We start from the raw sequence: 18,606 nt of genomic DNA on the forward strand, positions 1-18,606 counted from the left end.
GGTAATGATATTTTCATCTTGAATGTGATAGGTAGAGTTTATGGATAATTCAGCTTTTATCTTCCCTGGCCAAGGCTCCCAAGCAATTGGAATGTTGGCTGAACTTGCAACTGAGCACGAGATTATTGCTCAGACTTTTTCTCAAGCAAGTGATGTTTTAGGTTACGATCTTTGGGAACTTGTACAACAAGGTCCGGTCGAAACCCTCAATGAGACAGATAAAACACAACCTGCATTATTGACTGCAAGTGTCGCGATTTGGCGTGCATTTGAGGCTAGCGGTAAAGCCTTACCGAGTGTACTTGCGGGCCACAGTCTAGGTGAGTATTCAGCGTTAGTATGTGCTGGAGTCATCGACTTTACCGATGCAGTTAAATTAGTACAGCTTCGTGGACAGTTGATGCAGCAAGCGGTTCCTGCTGGCAGCGGTGCAATGTTTGCCATCATAGGCTTAGATAATGATGCCATTGCTAAAGCGTGTGAAGAGGCTTCGCAAGGCGAAGTGGTTAGCCCTGTTAATTATAACAGTCCAGGCCAAGTGGTTATTGCGGGCAGTAAAGGTGCGGTCGAACGTGCTGGTGCACTTTGTAAAGAGGCCGGCGCTAAAATGGCTGTTGCATTGCCTGTTAGTGTTCCTTCTCATTGTGAACTTATGCGCCCAGCAGCTGAAAAGCTTGCTGTTGCCCTTGAGTCAATTGAGTTTAAAACGCCAAAAATCCAAGTGATTAATAACGTGGATGTTGCGTCACCAAGTTCAGGGGAAGAGATAAAAGATGCGCTTGTCAGACAGCTTTATTGTCCTGTGTTGTGGTCTGATACGGTAACAGCAATTTCAAAAGCGGGTGTGACTAACTTGTTTGAGATTGGTCCAGGGAAAGTACTGACAGGCCTTGCAAAACGTATTGATCGTTCGTTGACGGCAAAAGCGGTTAACGACACAACATCACTCGCAGCATTGACCGAATAGGAGAGTTAGATGAGTGTAAGTATAGATTTAGCTGGAAAAGTGGCGTTAGTAACAGGGGCTAGCCGTGGTATTGGCCGTGCGGTTGCTGAAACACTGGTTGCAGCTGGTGCAAGAGTTGTTGGCACAGCGACAAGTGAGCGTGGTGCTGCCGCAATTCAAGAATACCTCGGTGATAATGGTCTAGGTCTTGTTTTAAATGTAACAGATGGTCAATCTGTTACCGATCTTTTTGCTGCTATCAAAGAGAAAGAGGGCGATGTTAACATTTTAGTAAATAATGCCGGAATTACTCGAGATAATTTATTGATGAGAATGAAAGACGATGAATGGGGTGATATCATAGATACGAACCTGACATCGATATTTCGTACATCAAAAGCGGTTATGCGCCCTATGATGAAAAAACGTCATGGACGCATCATTAATATCGGTTCTGTTGTAGGCTCTATGGGGAATCCTGGCCAAACAAACTATTGTGCAGCTAAAGCTGGGTTGATAGGATTTACAAAATCTCTTGCAAAGGAGGTTGCATCTCGTCAAATAACAGTGAATGCTATTGCTCCTGGATTTATTCAGACGGACATGACCGATGAGCTGACTGAAGAGCAGCAACAAGGTATCATGTCTCAGGTGCCGATGGAGAGACTTGGGCAAGCACAAGAGATCGCTAATGCTGTGCTGTTTTTGGCTTCAGACTCTGCTGCGTACATCACTGGAGAGACTCTCCATGTGAATGGCGGCATGTATATGGTTTAAGGGTGATAGGCTGACAGCACTTTATTTTATTGATGTTCAGCGTCAATATGGGCCACTTTCGTGGTTAGACCACGAAAGTTAAGCTTGCATTGTGTGTCAAATTGAATAAACTACTCGCAATCTTACGCAAGTGCGTAATTTGAATAGGAAAGAAAACTAATGAGCAACATCGAAGAACGTGTAAAGAAAATCATTATTGAGCAACTAGGTGTTAAAGAAGAAGACGTTAAGTCTGCAGCATCTTTCGTTGACGACTTGGGTGCAGATTCTCTGGACACGGTTGAGTTGGTTATGGCTCTAGAAGAAGAGTTTGATACCGAGATCCCTGATGAAGAAGCTGAAAAGATCACTACTGTTCAAGCAGCGGTTGATTACGTTTCAAAGAATCAGTAATCCTGAATTCTTGAAAACAGGCAGCATTTATGCTGCCTGTTTTTGTTTCTGGCAATTGGAAATTGCGTGTTCCCTCTACTAGTAGTATTTTAATTTCTAACTGCTCAGAACCTGTTTCAGTACCCTTAGGTACATTTAGAAACAAATTATATCCCTATTATGTTTAACTCAGTATAAAAGGTGAAAACGTGTCTAAACGTCGTGTAGTTGTTACAGGCCTTGGCCTGGTCACCCCTGTTGGTAATACCGTAGATTCAAGTTGGGAAGCGTTACTTGCTGGTCAAAGTGGTATCGCTCCTATCACCAAGTTTGATGCCAGTGAATTTACGACTCGTTTTAGCGGCTCCGTCAAAGATTTTGATGTTGAGCAGTACATGTCTAAAAAAGATGCTCGTAAGATGGATCTCTTCATTCAGTACGGTATGGCTGCTGGCATACAAGCGATGACGGATTCAGGTTTGGATATGGCTAAGCTAGATCCTTCCAGAGTCGGAACTGCTGTTGGTGCTGGTATGGGCGGAATGCCTCTGATTGAACAGGGTCATTCAGCGCTGTTGAAAGGTGGTCCAAGAAAGATCTCTCCCTTTTTTGTACCAAGTACCATTATCAACATGATCTCGGGCCACCTCTCTATTAAGTACGGTATGACAGGTCCTAACTTTGCGGTGACGACGGCGTGTACTACTGGTGTGCATAATATAGGTTTTGCAGCCCGAACTATCGCCTATGGTGATGCGGATGTGATGATAGCTGGTGGCGCTGAAGATGTTACTTGTCCTCTGGCTGTTGGCGGTTTTGGCTCAGCCAAAGCGCTGTCGACCCGTAATGACGAGCCACAAGCTGCGAGTCGCCCATGGGATAAAGATCGAGATGGCTTTGTCATCGGCGATGGCGCTGGTGTCATGGTGATGGAGGAGTATGAACATGCCAAAGCTCGTGGGGCTACCATCTATGGTGAACTGGTCGGCTTTGGTATGAGTGGAGACGCATTCCACATGACGTCACCACCAGCAGATGGCGCCGGCGCTGCTGCTGCAATGGTTAATGCCATTAAAGATGCAAAGCTTGAAAAAGAGCAGGTAGGTTATATTAATGCCCATGGCACTTCGACCCCAGCTGGCGATAAAGCCGAAGTTGCTGCTGTTAAATCTGTGTTTGGCGACCATGCCTATAAGCTACTTGTTAGCTCAACTAAGTCGATGACTGGTCATCTACTCGGCGCTGCAGGCTCTGTGGAAGCGATTATTACTCTGTTGGCTTTAAGGGATCAAGTGATCCCACCAACATTGAACTTAGATAATCCCGATGAAGGCTGTGATTTAGACTTTGTTCCCCATACTGCACGCCAACATGAGTTTGAATATGCACTGTGTAACTCATTTGGGTTTGGTGGTACTAACGGCTCTCTTCTGTTTAAGAAGCTCTAAAGTTAATTTTAACTAGTCTATTGTTACATCGGAATAAAGCGCCTGTATGGCGCTTTTTTTGTGCCAAATTTTATACTGATTGGTATTAGATTAACGCCAAATGTCGTTTGGGTTAAGCTTAGTTAATATTGAAAATTATCGCTTGGAAGCTTTATGAGTTAGGAAGATACTGACGCTCTCAAAATGTAGCCTTAGGACAGAGCTCGCATGTTAAACCTAATCGTTGTTCCACTAATGCCATTGGTTGGCGCCTTGACTGCAAATCTTAATGAATTAATCCGCGGAGAGTCTGCAAAACTGCATCCAAATATGTCAATTGGGATGAAGACGTTTACTTTGGCAGCGGCAAGTTTTGCTGTTGTTTGGTTTGCTCTGTTGATCACTGCCATATATACAAGCAGTAATAACAGCACATTAGCTGGTATAGAGGTCTTGATACTCTTCTTAGCGGGTTTAGGCTTGACTGCAGTTGCAAAAGGTTCTCGTTTTATCAGTGATAAGGCACAGTTGTGGATCTATCGTCTGGCTCTTCCTTTTATTTTGCTGGCAAGCACTTTAGTTGTTCACTTTGGTTAATCAAAGTGAGTTAAATACTTAAGTTATACTCCACATTCGATTTATGACGTACAATTAGAGTTATTCTAAACGAATTTGAGATAGTTATGGCCGGGATAGAACGTCAGGTTACTTTAAGGTTTCTTGCAGAGCCAGCTGATGTAAACTTTGGTGGCAAAGTTCACGGTGGCGCTGTGATGAAATGGATCGATCTTGCGGCATACGCCTGTGCTGCCGCTTGGAGTGGCAAGTATTGCATTACCGCTTATGCTGGCGGAATACGCTTTGTAAAGCCAATTCATGTGGGCAATATCGTTGAAACGAGCGCTAAGGTTATCTACACAGGTCGAACTTCAATGCACCTTGGGATTGATGTTCGTGCGGGAGACCCTAAGCACCCTGAGCGGCATCTGACGACCCACTGTATTGTTATCATGGTTGCTGTCGATGATGATGGAAATCCATCTGAAGTGCCTGAATGGTGCCCTGTGGACGAGAAAGATATTGAGCTTAGGGACTCAGCAATACGCCTAATGGAGATGCGTAAGAAGATAGGTGCTGAGATGGAAGCCCACGTTCAATAGTTTGTCTATGTTGTACCCTGTTAAAAGACGCATTTATGCGTCTTTTTTTGTGCCTGAAACTTTTTTATTTAATGAACACTCTCTTCAGATAAACCAGATACTATTGTTTTGGTGATTTAGGTATGATGCTTTTAATAAGGCGTTAATTAAAAAGGAAGTATGATGGCAAAAGTTGCATTTATTGGCCTAGGTGTGATGGGGTATCCCATGGCGGGGCATTTAGTTAGGCATGGTCATCAAGTGACGGTTTATAATCGAACCCAAACACGTGCTGATGCTTGGAAAGCAGAGTTTGGCGGTAGCGTCGAGTTAACACCTTGTGAGGCTGCGAAAGGACAAGAGTTTGTCTTTGTTTGCGTGGGAAATGATGATGATCTGCGTCAAGTGACACTAGGGGAAACAGGAGTGCTTAACGGTATGAGTGCTGGCAGCGTTTTAGTTGATCACACTACAGCCTCTGCTGATGTCGCTAGAGAGATAGGAGCATTGGCCTCTGCAAAAGAGATAGGCTTTCTCGATGCCCCCGTATCTGGTGGACAAGCTGGTGCAGAAAATGGTGTGTTAACGGTAATGACGGGTGGCAATGAATCCCATTTTGGACAGGCTAAGCCGATTATTGAAGCTTATGCGCGCTGTGTTGAGCTACTTGGCGAAGTTGGCGCGGGTCAGCTAACTAAGATGGTTAACCAGATCTGTATTGCTGGCGTGGTGCAAGGCTTATCAGAAGGGCTTCATTTTGCTCGAAGTGCAGGTCTTGATGGTGAAAAAGTGGTTGAAGTGATAAGTAAGGGAGCAGCACAGTCCTGGCAGATGGAGAATCGTTATCAAACCATGTGGCAGGGAGAGTATAACTTAGGCTTTGCTGTGGATTGGATGAGAAAAGATCTCAATATTGCCCTTAATGAAGCCCGTAAAAATGGTTCACACTTGCCTTTGACTGCATTGGTTGATCAGTTTTACTCAGAAGTGCAAGCAATTGGAGGCAATCGTTGGGACACCTCAAGTTTGCTGGCAAAGCTTGAGAAAAATAGAAAATAGAAAGCTAAAGACAAAAAGAAGGACTGCATCTGCAGTCCTTTTCAGTTTGAACTTCATCTAGTTTGAAAATCAGTTAGGCTGGGTCAATCACAATATGTTCCAACTCAACAGCTGCGACAGCGTGCAGCGCATCCATAGTCGCACCGACTAATGAGATCTTTCCTTGAGCCGATTCGATAAGGACTGCACGATTAATCTCTGTAAACTCTCGATTGTGTCTGGTCATCGTTGAGAGTGCCATCTGCATTGGTAGCATCGAGGGGTTAAATGCTGCATTTTCTGCATAACGTCCACAGTAGGTCGCACCATCTTTAGTTTCAAGAACAACGGCTGCATAGCTGTTGGAATATGGCGCATAACTTAAACTTGCATGATCCAATGCTTCGATGATCATGGGATCTGAGCTATCGAGGCTAAGTTCATGTTGCTGTTTAGATAACAGAGGCTCGGTAATATTAAGATTGCTTGGACCAAAAGCGTAGGGGAGGTAATGTGCAAGAGGCTGAGCTTTCTGCTCAGGTAGATGAATTACCACCTTCTGTCCCTCTACCATCTCATTCATAAATTGGCGGCAGTGCCCACAAGGAGAGAAGTTTACCACCACATCTAAGATCTGAGTTTCACCACTGAGCCAAGCATGACTAATAGCGCTTTGCTCTGCGTGCACTGAATGAAACAGCGCTTCTCCCGAAAGCTCAAGGTTGGCACCCATATAGATATCACCACTCTTACCCTTGGCGATGGCACCTACATAGAACTCACTAATGGGAGGCTTAGCAAGGGCGGCTGCAATAGGAAGCAGAGCCAGCAGAAGCTCACTCTCCTCTAGCTGACTTTTTGTTGTTAGCATGCCTAGCTGTTGAGCATCGATATGTCCGGCAAAATCGGCATTGAGCAGGGGGATCAATGCATCTGATAACGGTTTTGGTAACTGAGCTATGCATTTTATAAATCTATCTTGCATATTCTAGATCCTGTCATTGTTAAGCTAATGAAGTACAGTTTAGTAATGGGTTTACAAACTTAATGGGATCTTTCTCCCATTTAGTTTCATAAGTTACTAAGATAATGACATAAAGCAGTCAAAAGTTTTTGTTTATCTTCACTTTGTGACGTTTCGTTAACTAGGTTTTCCAGTTTGAACATATAGTCAGGGTCGTTGAGCCTGCTTTGACAAAACTCTCGCCACTTCATGGATTCTGAATCATCGAAAAACTCAGGATAGTTGCGCCCACGATACCTGAACAACATCTCTTTAAGTCGACTGTCATCGAAGTGTAGTTCAAGGGCGGCAAGATTTTGTGGCAAGGTATGGCGGATCATCTCCATCTTGGCTTTATCTGCTGAGCTAAAGAAGCCACCACTGTATAATTGTAGATCGGGATCGTTTGAGTCAGACTCATATTCAACATCAAATACTGAGACAAGTTTCTCTCTCAATTCAGGGTGTTGCTTAAGTCGTTTATACTGCTCTCTTGCAAACGCTTTATCGATATCAAGGCGGGCCGCATTTTCATCGGTTAATATTTTGGTTGATGCAATAAAAGGACATTTATTGATATGTACCTGTTTGACGCTGATAGGCAGTTCATCGGGTGCCAGATCGGCGCGTCTGGTGTACATACGCTCTCTTATCTGTTCAACATCGAGTTCAATAAGCGGGGAGATATCCATGGCCAAATTGACACAGATGATGGCATTTTTATTACTTGAGTGGTGCGCGACTGGTGCGATGATGCTAGCGCAACCATGTAGAGAGCTGATTTTCGAACTGACATGGATCAGGGGCTGCATATTAAGGACATCAATTAACTTCGAAACCTCCTGCTTTTTCCTTAAGTTAAAGAAGTAATCAAATAGCTTAGGTTGCTTCTCTTTAATGAGCTTAGCCATATCGATAGTGGCGTAGACATCGGACATCGCATCATGGGCTTTTTCATGACTTAGCCCATTAGCCTGAGTGAGATGTTCAAGCTTAAAGCTTGGCGAGCCATCCTCTTTTAGTGGCCACTCAATCCCTTCCGGTCTGAATGCATAACAAGCGCGAACAAGATCGATAATATCCCAGCGTGAGTTTCCTTGTTGCCATTCACGGGCGTAGGGATCATAAAAATTACGGTAAAACCCGTAACGGGACACCTCATCATCGAATCGAATGGAGTTATAACCCGCTACACAAGTATTTGGCTGGGAAAAAAGCGCATGAACTTTACCCATAAACTCAGCCTCTGGAACCCCTTTCAAATTGGCAAGTTGCGGGGTGATACCCGTGATCAAAATTGCTTCAGGGGAGGGGAGATAATCATTGGCAACTTTACAGTAAAATGTCTCAGGCTCACCGATAATATTGAGATCAAAGTCGGTGCGGATCCCGGCAAATTGTGAAGGCCTGTCTTTAGCCGGGTTAGCACCGAATGTTTCATAATCGTGCCAGAAGATAGTGGAAGTCGCGCTTGAAGACATAAGTAACAGCTTTTAGAGGTTATTTGTCAGCAATCATAGCATTGTATTTAGTTGTTTGTCCTTAGCGGTAAAGTTGAAAAAAGCTGTTGACTCAAGAGACCTAGTTTAGTCGAAGAATATGTAAGCAATTTTGGGGTTCTGAGTATCAGATACAATCTAGCATCGTAGATGAAATTACAGTTACTTTTAATAAGTTAGAAAACTGGTGCTGTGAAAAGAAGCAAGGTACAATTTCGCCTCAACGATTGAAGGTGGTGTACTATGTTTGAGCCTTTCTTAACTCAACCAGAGATAATCAAAGTCGATAAACAATGTAAGCTTAGAGTGAGCTTACATGAGACGACGGCTGATTTTAGCTTGCTCCAAGTGATGGATGGTCATATTGGCGAGTTTATTGTTGTCTCTGTAGCGCCTACTGAGCTCTCTATTATGGTGCGTTTGCACCCGTTTCTCTGTGTTAATGTCGAGTCCTCCTCATCTGAGCCAGTAGGGGCTGAATCTGTGTCTCGCTCTGTCGGACAAGGTTGGAGGTTGTTTTCAAGTTTAGGCGTATCACCGAGCATGTGTGCCCAAGAGTTGAAACGTGGAGTCAGTATTACACTCTCTTTTGATCAGTTTGTTCATTTCTCCCTTGAGGGGGGATCTCAATGGGAGATGGTACCTCTTGAAAAAGATAATCGTCTATTTCACGGGCCAAAGGCGTTATTAGAAGCGAGAGCTTTAGTGGCTAGGGGAGTTAATTATGAGCTTTCAAGTGAGCAGCTACTGCTCAATATCAGTGAATTAGAGAAGGTCAGAGGTAAGCTTATCAAGTTTGGCGAAAGCGTCTCTGTTCTCGGTCAAGCAAGATTGAGTGATGAAGTGCAAGATCTGAGTGCGCAGTTGATGAAGAAAAAGCAGTGGTTATCTCGTCAATATCATCACTCTGTGGAGCGATTAAATTGGCAAACTTCAGCTAACCATGGCCAAAAACATGATCTGCAATCGCGACAGTTAGAGTATTATAGGCTTCTATCAACGACAGCAACGAACGAAATGGTTCAACAGCTCATTAAAGATGAAGAGTAGTTAACCCGATGGAAGAGAAAATGAACTACCTGTGCCCCATATGTAAACAACCCCTTTTGTTACAAGAAAAAACTTGGTCTTGTCTAAGTAACCATAGGTTTGATTGTGCGAAAGAGGGCTATGTGAACTTGTTACCGGTACAGAACAAAGGTTCTAAAGATCCTGGTGACAACAAAGAGATGATGTTTGCTCGCAGAGAGTTTCTCAATAAAGGGCACTATCAAGGCCTAAGCGATAGAATAAATACGCTTGCTAAAACCTATGCTAAAGCTGCAAAAAATGGTTTAGATATAGGTTGTGGAGAGGGCTATTACAGCCATCGTTTACAGGAGTGTCTGTCAACGAGTAATGAGTTCAAGCTTAAAGGGCTAGATATCTCTAAATCGGCGCTAAAGTATGCCTCTAAACGTTACAAGGCGATCGATTTTTGCGTTGCCAGTGCATTTGAGATGCCTTTTGCTGATAACTGTTTCGATCTTATGTTACGTGTGTATGCCCCCTCGTTGGATGAGGAGTTAAGGCGAGTGGTTAAGACTGATGGCATACTTATCACTGCATCGGCAGGAGAGCAGCATCACTTTGCGTTAAAGCAGTTGATATATGCTGAGCCTAAACCTCATATGAGTGAAAGCAGTCAGATCCAAGGGTTCGAGTTACTGCATAGGGAAAATTTAGAGTCCTTAATGGTTTTAGAGGATGAGAGCGATATCACTCACTTCCTCAATATGACGCCATACAGTTGGAAACTGACCGATGAGCAGAAATCTCAATTGGTGCAAGAGGGGCTTAAATGTGAATTAGACTTTAAAATAGAGGTCTTTAAGGCAATTTAAACTTTTTTGTCTATTTATTGAACTGGCGCTGTTGAGTTTTTACTCCATTATTTTATGGCGGAAAATCCTAATACCAAGCGTCAGATAACTCTATAAAAAGATGATTTTACCTTGATTTGATTGTTGACATACCCCCAGAATGATTTATAGTGGATGCAGCTCGAAGGTTGCATTTATTTCATGTTCCAATACGATTTGTTCGTCCTGTTAACATAAGTAATGCCGGCATTTTCAAGCTCTACTGCCGTTTAGGCTATATTTTATTTAAGTTACAGGATTTATATCATGTCTCAAGTTACTGGCGTTGTTAAGTGGTTCAACTCTGACAAAGGTTTTGGATTTATCGAGCAAGAGTCTGGTCCAGATGTTTTTGTTCACTTCCGTGCAATCAACTCTGACGGTTTCAAAACTCTTGACGAAGGTCAGAAAGTTCAATTCACTGTGACTCAAGGTCAGAAAGGTCCACAAGCTGAGAACGTTACTGTCGTTTAAGCTTATGCCTTTGATTAGCTTCTAGCTAATCCAAAAGAATTTCTAAGAGCTGCGATTTATCGCAGCTCTTTTTTATTGCCTGAAAAATACCTAGACCTCGACTTCTTATGAGCCATTGCAATACCTCGCATTCTTACACTCATTGGTATTATAGAGCGTGGTTGCTTACCTCCACTTTCTTGTCATGTATTGAGGGCATAAAAAAGCACCACATAAAGTGATGCTTTATCAATGCAAATGTAGTTTACGAGAACAGTTTATCTTCCAAGCTTCTGCCCTTAAGTATTGCTCTATATCGCCAGTTGTTTTGTGAAAAGAGTTGGAACAGTTGAACTTCAAGTTCAATAACATCATTAGCAGAGTAATGGATTAAAAACTCATCCTCCTGCTTCTGTGTCACTGAGTTAACTCCGTTTATGGCAGAAATCTCACTGATAAGCTGAGTTTTATCACAAGACTGCATCGATACTGTGATGTACTCATCGGTTAAGTTTTCCTGTATCGAAACAGACTGACCCAACTGACCTTGGTCAAGGTAGAGCACCTGATCGCACAGCTTCTCTAACTCATCTAAGTTGTGAGAACTTATCACGAAGGTGATATCTGTTGAGAGGGTTTTGACCAGATCGCGAATTACCTTTGCGTTTGCAGGATCTAAGCCCGCTGTAGGCTCGTCAAGCAAAACTAACTGAGGAGAGCCTATTAAGGCTTGAGCTATGGATGCACGTTTTCCCATGCCATGACTTAAGGATTGCGGTTTTTGCTCACTGACATCGCTGAGCCCAACCAGAGAGAGCACTCTCAGTCCTTCATCTTTTGCAGCTTTGGCTGTTAATCCCTGCAGTGTACCAAAAAGCGTAAATTGGGTGATTAAATTGAGGTTAGGATCTAAGGTCGCATCTTGGGGTAGAGAGGATACTTTTCCAAGTAGGGCTTTACTGCTTGGCTTCTCTCCTAGAATCGTGACGCTGCCTGAGCTGGGTAACAGGTAACCACATAACAAACTAAATAAGGTCGTTTTACCTGCACCGTTAGGTCCAACAAGTGCGATAGGAGAGCCTGAGCTTAGCTCAATAGAGACGCTATTAAGGGCGAGTTTACTGCCATAGGATTTACTGAGTTGCTCACATTTAATCAGGCTCATAGCGAACTCCTATTCATATAACTTCGTCCTAAAAATAGCAGGACTGCCGCTTGAATCAGTGGAATTGGAGCATAAACAAAGCTACCAAACCCTTGAGTGTTGATCATCATACTGAGTTGTGCTCCAGGCAATACCCACTGTATAAGTTCGGCAAGGGAGGGAAGCTGGCTATTGATGATAGCGATAATAATCGCACTGATAGCCCAAAACAGAATGGCATATATGGTTGCTTGCCTTGCTGTATTTGCATATAGAGAGAGAATGGCCATCATGGCGGTGTAGGGAAGCAAGATGATAAACAGATTAATGAAAACTAATGCGCCAGAGCTAAGTGCCGGTAGCAACAGTGACATATCTCTCGATGCTGCCAATATTACCGTGGCCAGTATTGTCAGTATGAGCAGAAGAGACTGGATCAACATATGGCCAGTAAAGCGCCCAAAGAAGATACTGTCACGTCCAGTTCTTAATGAGAGAAATCTAAAGGTGCCTCTGCTTTTGTCTGATGCGAACTGATCCGCTGAGACAAAGATACTAAATAGTGGAAAGAGATAGAGCGCAGCTATCCAAAATACTGCCATCTCAGCGACTTCCCACTTAAAGAGTTCATTGATTGAGTTTTCGCCAAACACGGCGCTAATAAGCTGTCTGAACTCCTCTGTTAGGAGAAAGCTTGATGCGCTACGAATTGGATAGAGAAGGATCAGTAACCACACTAGTGAAAATGCGAACAGTGAGATTAACCCTCTAGGGTTAAACAGGAGCTTCTTGAGCTCAAATTTTGCCAGTATGAGGCTGTTTTTCACCATACCGGGGCTTGTTTGTGATTCCAATGTGATCCCTTATTTTCATTATAATGAACGCCAGAGCGAGTCAAGCTAGATGACCCTAACACCTAAACTAGCGGGTTAATAGTTGCATATCGTAACTTAATATGACGATAACTCACCAGCTTCCACTGGATTGTTAATCGAGAAGATCTTGTAGTGCCTCTTTGAGCGTCTTAACCTCTAACTCAAGTTGAGACACCCTAAGGGTTAATTCATCCATCTCATCTTGACGCTTACTTGGTGCCTCTCTTTGTGATCTGCTGTGCTCAGATATAGGCACAGACTCCCCCTTAACTTGATCTGAAATTAACTCTTCGAAACGGGAGTCACGTCTGCCAGGCTCTTTTGGTAATTGATGTACCAAAGAAGGCTCTCTTTGTGCAAGGGCTAATAGTGCATTTTCTACTTCATTAAGGTCGGCAAACTGATGCAGGCGCCCACTGCGACTCTTTAGTTCACCCGGAGTTTGCGGACCTCGTAAAAGTAATAAGCAAATAAGCGCAAATTGTGCTGGTGAGAATTGAAGGTCGCTAAACTCCGTATTACAGAACCTGTGTTTGTATTTAGTCACACGAGAGCCAAAACCTGTTTGGTCAGTGACAAGCCGCTTTTTCATTAAAGAGTCGATGGCTGATTGTGTTTCTGACTCTGTCATTGACATTACAGGATCACGACTTGATTTTTGATTGCAGGCAAGTGTGAGAGAGTTAAGGGACAAGGGGTATTGATCTGGTGTGGTGACCTCTTTCTCAAGAAGACAACCTATGATCCTAGCTTCGTGAAGCGATAAATTCATGTTTTGAAATCCATAAAAAAAGCATGACTTTGTTATAACAGAGTCATGCTTCTAATCAAAGGAGGGAGTGTGAAGATATCAGTTTACTGCTTGATAACTAGCCTGTTCCCTTAAAATAGGACTAATCTTGATCGACTAGGCGTATTCCATCAGGTGAGATAGTGATCTGTTTTGCCTTATATAAGCCGCCAATGCTCTTTTTAAACGCCTTTTTGCTCATCGATAGCTTGGCATAAATGGTGTCGGCATCGGTTTTATCATTTAAGGGCAGATAGCCGCCAGCTTGTTTAAGCTTAAACATGATGGTGGTTGAGTGCTTATCAAGCTCCTCTTTAACCCCTTTTTGCAAAATAAGATCTATCTTGTCATCACCACGAACTTGCTTGATAAAGCCTTTAACTCGCTGACCAAAGCTGAGGGAGCGAAACACCTCATTTTTGAAAATAACGCCCCAGTGGCTGTGATTGATAATGGCTTTATAGCCAAGATCTGTTGTGCCACCGATAATCAAGTTAACCTCTTCACCGGTATCGTAGGGAGGCGGTGTTTTATCGAGAAACTTATCGATTTTTGATGAGGCAACAATGCGCTCATCGGCGCTATTGGTATAGATATAGACTAAATAGGAGCGACCCTCTTCAATCTCTCTATGTTGCTCGCCGAAAGGCAGTAATAGATCTTTCTCTAAGCCCCAATCTAAGAAAGCACCATAGGGCCCCGTTGCAACGGCTTTTAAATAGGCAAACTCACCCACTTGAGCGATAGGCTTACGTGTGGTCGCAATAAGCTTATCTTCTGAATCCAGATAGATAAATACCTCAACTAGGTCGCCAAGGTTACACTCTTTTGGCATAAACTTAGTCGGCAATAAAATTTGGCCAAGTTCCTGCCCATCTAAATAAACACCAAACTCAACGGTTTTAACGACTTCAAGTCTGCTGGTTTTGCCTATCTGTATCATGTGATTCTCAATTGCTGACAATGTATCTTCGATTGCGGATTATAGTGGAAAAAGGAGTAATAATCTTGCGATGATTTGCCTCTAATTTAGGTATTTGACTAAAAAGAGAGCATTAGCAGCCACTTTTAAAAAATTACATGTTAATGTTTATCTCCGATAATCGAAAACTTAACCTTGAAGATGTGATAATTAGTCTTGCATAATCATCGTTTGGGGTGTTTAATTGCGCCCCCATTTTTATTGGTTTAATGACTGTTGCCTCAACCTATTACTTAGGTTGAAATTGAGACGAAATGAGTTTAAAAAGACTCAAAGGCACCATTTTTGTCTTGGTCTAAATCGATGTGATCATTGATAAGTTGGTCACACACTTATGGCTACTATAGGTTTAATGATATGAGTAATTGGTCTATTAATGATGCCCGCACAGGGTATAACGTTAATTATTGGAGTCAGGGACTCTACGGCATCAGCGATGAAGGTGAAGCAACTGTATCACCAGATCCAACTCGACCTGAGTGCAGTATAGGGCTCAACGAACTGGCAAAAGATATGGTTAAGTCAGGGGTTAACCTGCCTGTGCTGGTACGTTTCCCACAGATATTACACCACAGGGTGAATAGTCTGTGCCAAGCATTCAACCAAGCGATACAGAAGTATCAATATCAAGCCGACTACCTGTTAGTTTACCCGATTAAAGTCAATCAGCAGCAAACGGTTGTTGAGGAGATCTTGGCCAGTCAGGTTGAGAAAGAGGTGCCTCAATTAGGATTAGAGGCGGGCAGTAAGCCTGAGCTAATGGCTGTATTGGCCATGGCCCAAAAAGCCAGTTCAGTGATCATCTGTAACGGTTATAAAGATATCGAATATATCCGTTTGGCATTGATCGGTGAAAAACTGGGTCATAAAGTCTATATCGTGCTCGAGAAGTTATCTGAGTTAAAAACGGTATTAGAGGAATCAAAAAAGCTGGGCGTGACACCACGTCTGGGTTTACGCGTACGCCTTGCGTTTCAAGGTAAAGGAAAGTGGCAAGCCAGTGGTGGTGAGAAGTCTAAATTTGGCTTGTCAGCCTCTCAGGTATTGACGGTAATTGAGTCGCTTAAGAGTGAAGAGATGCTTGATTCACTTCAGTTGCTGCATTTCCATTTAGGCTCTCAAATTGCCAATATTCGCGATATTCGCCAGGGCGTGAGTGAAGCGGGTCGTTTTTACTGTGAGCTGCAAAAGCTCGGCGCGAACGTAAAGTGTTTTGATGTCGGTGGTGGCTTAGCTGTCGATTATGATGGCACCCGTAGCCAGAGCTCAAGTTCCATGAATTACGGCTTAACGGAATATGCGAACAATATCGTTAGTGTCTTGACCGATATCTGTAATGAGTATGAGCAGCCGATGCCGAGGATTATCTCAGAATCAGGCTGCTATTTGACTGCGCATCATGCAGTGTTGATAACAGATGTGATTGGTACTGAAGCTTATAAGCCTGAAGATATCCAGCCGCCAGCTGAAGATGCACCTCAGTTGCTGCATAACATGTGGCACTCTTGGAATGAGATCAGTGGCAGAGCAGATCAACGAGCATTGATTGAGATCTACCATGACTGTCAGAGCGATCTGACTGAGGTACACTCTCTGTTTGCTTTAGGCCAGCTATCACTGACTGACAGAGCATGGGCAGAGCAGGTCAACTTAAGGGTTTGTCATGAGCTGCAAGGCGTCATGAGCAGTAAGTACCGCTTCCATCGTCCGATCATCGATGAGTTGACAGAAAAGTTAGCCGATAAGTTCTTCGTTAACTTCTCATTGTTCCAATCTCTTCCGGATGCGTGGGGTATCGATCAGGTGTTCCCGATCATGCCACTTTCTGGTCTAGATAAAGCGCCAGAGCGCCGTGCTGTGATGTTAGACATCACCTGTGACTCAGACGGTACTATTGATCAATATGTTGATGGTCAAGGCATTGAAACAACACTGCCAGTTCCAGCATGGAGCGCAGAGAGCCCCTATTTGATAGGTTTCTTCCTTGTGGGCGCATATCAAGAGATCTTAGGTGATATGCATAACCTATTTGGTGATACTAACTCTGCAGTGATCCGTCTTGATGACGATGGCCGAACTAATATTGAATCAGTATTGGCCGGTGATACCGTTGCAGATGTGCTTAGGTACGTTAACTTAGATGCTGTGTCATTTATGCGTACCTACGAGGAGCTAGTGAATAAGCATATTCAGGAAGATGAGAGAGCGAATATACTCGAAGAGCTGCAGTTAGGCTTAAAAGGGTATACCTATCTTGAAGATTTCTCATAAGCAGCCATGCACGCTTAGCTTATTTGTATCAAGTTAGATCAGGCCCTTAGGGGCCTGATATTGGGTAAGCCTACAGATGTTTTTTGAAGGGTCAGAAAAAAGAGTTGAGGTGCTAGTATCACCTACAACTCGCTCCTTACGTCTTCTCGATGAGCAGTTTTGGAGCGATGTGGTAGCCTGCGCTGACGCAGAAGTACTCTCTAAGATGGGTAATGAGTGTTGTGATGCTTACCTGCTTAGTGAGTCTTGCCTGTTCGTGTGGGATGATAAGTTTTTGATGTTGACCTGCGGAACGACAACCTTAGTGGATGCGGTGATCTTTTTCGTTGATAAGCTGGGTGAGTCTGCGATAGCCTCAGTGAGTTACCAACGTAAAAGTGAATATCTCTCCCATCTGCAAACCAGCAGTTTTGAGGAAGATCTGTCACGACTCAGAACAAAATTGTCCGGTTCGGCATACCGGGTGGGTCATCTAGATACTCATCATCACTATATTTTCACCTCTGATCCTCAAACTCAGCCACTGAAGGTCAAATCCAACAGTGAACTTTTGATGTACCATATCAAGGGCGAGGTGGCTGACTATCTTAGGAGCGATGCACAGAGCTGTGAAGGGATCCGTGAGTTGCTAGCACTGGAACATCTGTTTCCAGACTTTTGCTTTGATGACCACCTTTTTACCCCTTTTGGTTACTCGATAAATGGCTTGTGGGAGGATAAGTATATGACGATTCATATCACCCCTCAGGAGCAAAGCTCATACGTGAGCATAGAAACAAATTTGCACTTTGAACTCTATCCGTTCAATATATTCTCCGCATTGTTGAATAAATTAAACCCACAAAGCTGGGATGTGATTGGATTCAACCGTCAGGTTATAACGGATGGATTCCCCCCTTTTGTATCGGTAGCCAGTTGTGCTCTGCCGATCAATAACAATGAAACAGTACAGTTCAACCAGTATCAACAGCTAAACAGTGAGCTGTTGCAGCCTGAACTGTTGTAAGTTTAACTTTATAATATTACGGAGGTTTTATGACCACAATTGCTGACAAGCCCGATTACTCTCTTTATTCCAATGCATTTGGTTATTTAAGACAGCCATTAGATTTCAATCCTTTAAAAAGTGATGCCGACGTGGTGGTTTTAGGTTTGCCTTTTGATATGGCAACCACTGGACGCTCTGGTGGCCGTATGGGACCTGGCGCAATACGTCAGGCTTCGGTAAACCTTGCTTGGGAAGAGACACGCTGGCCTTGGAACTTCAAACTAAGTGATCATCTTAGTATTGTTGATGCGGGCGATCTGGTTTATGACTGCGGTGATTCTGCTGATTTTACCCAGAGAGTTGAAGATTTCGCGACCGCGATTTTGGCCTCAGGTAAGGCGATGCTCAGTTTCGGTGGCGACCACTTTGTTACTTTACCGCTGCTTCGTGCTCACTATAAGACTCACGGCAAGATGGCGTTACTGCACTTTGACGCCCACACGGATACTTACAGCCAAGGAAGTAAATATGATCATGGTACCATGTTCTTCCATGCGCCTAATGAAGGTATTATCGATGCTGACCACTCTATTCAGATAGGAATACGTACTGAATATAATCGAGATGATCACGCTTTTAAGGTCATTGATGCTGCGACGGCGAATGATCTTAGTGCTGATGAGATAGTGGCTCAAATTATTGAACGTATTGGCGATCTTCCTCTGTACATCACGTTCGATATTGACTGTTTAGATCCCGCTTTTGCGCCGGGTACAGGCACCCCTGTTTGTGGCGGTATTACCAGCGATAAAGCGATGAAAATCATTCGTGGTCTAGCCGGTGTCAATGTTGTGGGTATGGATGTGGTTGAGGTTGCGCCTGCTTATGATAACGCTGAAATTACAGCATTAGCTGGTGCAACGTTAGGACTTGAGATGCTGCACGTATGGGCTGAATCAAACAAACGTAATAAATAAGCTGTTGCTCCTATGGATAGAGGA

19 protein-coding genes are annotated in these 18,606 nt (G+C 43.6%); 13 read left to right on the top strand and 6 right to left on the bottom strand.

The annotated features are described in order from the left end of the window. The first annotated feature begins 40 nt into the window (after positions 1-40). The 7 genes from fabD (at position 41) to SWOO_RS10480 (ending at position 5,720) form a co-directional block, all read left to right on the top strand. On the top strand, positions 41-967 hold the full coding sequence (fabD, locus tag SWOO_RS10450; RefSeq protein WP_012324671.1) for an ACP S-malonyltransferase: 927 nt from the start codon (positions 41-43) through the stop codon (positions 965-967). A 9-nt stretch (positions 968-976) separates the two neighbouring features. Then, positions 977-1,723 carry a 3-oxoacyl-ACP reductase FabG gene (gene fabG / locus SWOO_RS10455; RefSeq protein WP_012324672.1) on the top strand — a complete coding sequence of 249 codons (747 nt, stop codon included), beginning with the start codon at positions 977-979 and terminating at the stop codon, positions 1,721-1,723. Positions 1,724-1,882: 159 nt separating this feature from the next. Continuing rightward, positions 1,883-2,116 (top strand): acyl carrier protein, encoded by a 234-nt coding sequence (gene acpP / locus SWOO_RS10460; protein WP_012324673.1) that lies wholly within the window; start codon positions 1,883-1,885, stop codon positions 2,114-2,116. Positions 2,117-2,304: 188 nt separating this feature from the next. Then, on the top strand, positions 2,305-3,543 hold the full coding sequence (gene fabF / locus SWOO_RS10465; RefSeq protein ID WP_012324674.1) for a beta-ketoacyl-ACP synthase II: 1,239 nt from the start codon (positions 2,305-2,307) through the stop codon (positions 3,541-3,543). Between the two features lie 207 nt (positions 3,544-3,750). After that, entirely contained in the window at positions 3,751-4,119 is a 369-nt protein-coding gene (locus SWOO_RS10470) for a hypothetical protein (RefSeq protein ID WP_012324675.1), read from the top strand. An 86-nt stretch (positions 4,120-4,205) separates the two neighbouring features. Continuing rightward, on the top strand, positions 4,206-4,682 hold the full coding sequence (locus tag SWOO_RS10475) for an acyl-CoA thioesterase (protein ID WP_012324676.1): 477 nt from the start codon (positions 4,206-4,208) through the stop codon (positions 4,680-4,682). 162 nt (positions 4,683-4,844) lie between these two features. Beyond that, positions 4,845-5,720, top strand: a complete 876-nt coding sequence (locus tag SWOO_RS10480; RefSeq protein WP_012324677.1) for an NAD(P)-dependent oxidoreductase — start codon at positions 4,845-4,847, stop codon at positions 5,718-5,720. A gap of 73 nt (positions 5,721-5,793) precedes the next feature. On the opposite strand, the gene cdd is transcribed toward SWOO_RS10480, so the two are convergent. After that, the gene (gene cdd / locus SWOO_RS10485) at positions 5,794-6,684 is read right to left on the bottom strand and encodes a cytidine deaminase (RefSeq protein WP_012324678.1); all 891 of its coding nucleotides are present in this window, start codon (positions 6,682-6,684) and stop codon (positions 5,794-5,796) included. A gap of 86 nt (positions 6,685-6,770) precedes the next feature. Next, on the bottom strand, positions 6,771-8,183 hold the full coding sequence (gene sbcB, locus SWOO_RS10490) for an exodeoxyribonuclease I (protein ID WP_012324679.1): 1,413 nt from the start codon (positions 8,181-8,183) through the stop codon (positions 6,771-6,773). A 261-nt stretch (positions 8,184-8,444) separates the two neighbouring features. Here sbcB and SWOO_RS10495 point away from each other — a divergent pair, with 261 nt between their 5' ends. From SWOO_RS10495 to SWOO_RS10505, 3 genes are all read left to right on the top strand, one after another. Then, positions 8,445-9,251 (top strand): hypothetical protein, encoded by an 807-nt coding sequence (locus SWOO_RS10495; RefSeq protein WP_012324680.1) that lies wholly within the window; start codon positions 8,445-8,447, stop codon positions 9,249-9,251. 20 nt (positions 9,252-9,271) lie between these two features. After that, entirely contained in the window at positions 9,272-10,084 is an 813-nt protein-coding gene (gene rlmA, locus SWOO_RS10500; RefSeq protein WP_041417588.1) for a 23S rRNA (guanine(745)-N(1))-methyltransferase, read from the top strand. A gap of 285 nt (positions 10,085-10,369) precedes the next feature. Continuing rightward, entirely contained in the window at positions 10,370-10,576 is a 207-nt protein-coding gene (locus SWOO_RS10505) for a cold-shock protein (RefSeq protein ID WP_012155714.1), read from the top strand. Positions 10,577-10,820: 244 nt separating this feature from the next. On the opposite strand, the gene SWOO_RS10510 is transcribed toward SWOO_RS10505, so the two are convergent. The 4 genes from SWOO_RS10510 to SWOO_RS10525 form a co-directional block, all read right to left on the bottom strand. Then, positions 10,821-11,720 (bottom strand): ABC transporter ATP-binding protein, encoded by a 900-nt coding sequence (locus tag SWOO_RS10510; RefSeq protein ID WP_012324682.1) that lies wholly within the window; start codon positions 11,718-11,720, stop codon positions 10,821-10,823. Next, positions 11,717-12,529 (bottom strand): ABC transporter permease subunit, encoded by an 813-nt coding sequence (locus SWOO_RS10515; RefSeq protein ID WP_012324683.1) that lies wholly within the window; start codon positions 12,527-12,529, stop codon positions 11,717-11,719. Before SWOO_RS10515 ends, SWOO_RS10510 begins: the two co-directional genes overlap by 4 nt. 157 nt (positions 12,530-12,686) lie before the next feature. Beyond that, positions 12,687-13,346, bottom strand: a complete 660-nt coding sequence (locus SWOO_RS10520; RefSeq protein ID WP_012324684.1) for a YceH family protein — start codon at positions 13,344-13,346, stop codon at positions 12,687-12,689. Positions 13,347-13,467: 121 nt separating this feature from the next. Continuing rightward, on the bottom strand, positions 13,468-14,307 hold the full coding sequence (locus SWOO_RS10525) for a CvfB family protein (protein ID WP_012324685.1): 840 nt from the start codon (positions 14,305-14,307) through the stop codon (positions 13,468-13,470). Between the two features lie 396 nt (positions 14,308-14,703). Here SWOO_RS10525 and speA point away from each other — a divergent pair, with 396 nt between their 5' ends. The 3 genes from speA (at position 14,704) to speB (ending at position 18,582) form a co-directional block, all read left to right on the top strand. Next, the gene (speA, locus tag SWOO_RS10530) at positions 14,704-16,617 is read left to right on the top strand and encodes a biosynthetic arginine decarboxylase (protein ID WP_012324686.1); all 1,914 of its coding nucleotides are present in this window, start codon (positions 14,704-14,706) and stop codon (positions 16,615-16,617) included. Positions 16,618-16,693: 76 nt separating this feature from the next. Next, positions 16,694-17,623 (top strand): adenosylmethionine decarboxylase, encoded by a 930-nt coding sequence (locus tag SWOO_RS10535; RefSeq protein ID WP_012324687.1) that lies wholly within the window; start codon positions 16,694-16,696, stop codon positions 17,621-17,623. A 29-nt stretch (positions 17,624-17,652) separates the two neighbouring features. After that, on the top strand, positions 17,653-18,582 hold the full coding sequence (gene speB / locus SWOO_RS10540; protein WP_012324688.1) for an agmatinase: 930 nt from the start codon (positions 17,653-17,655) through the stop codon (positions 18,580-18,582). The last annotated feature ends 24 nt before the right edge of the window (positions 18,583-18,606 follow it).

Origin of the sequence: Shewanella woodyi ATCC 51908, from assembly GCF_000019525.1 — a bacterium.
Classification (GTDB): domain Bacteria; phylum Pseudomonadota; class Gammaproteobacteria; order Enterobacterales; family Shewanellaceae; genus Shewanella; species Shewanella woodyi.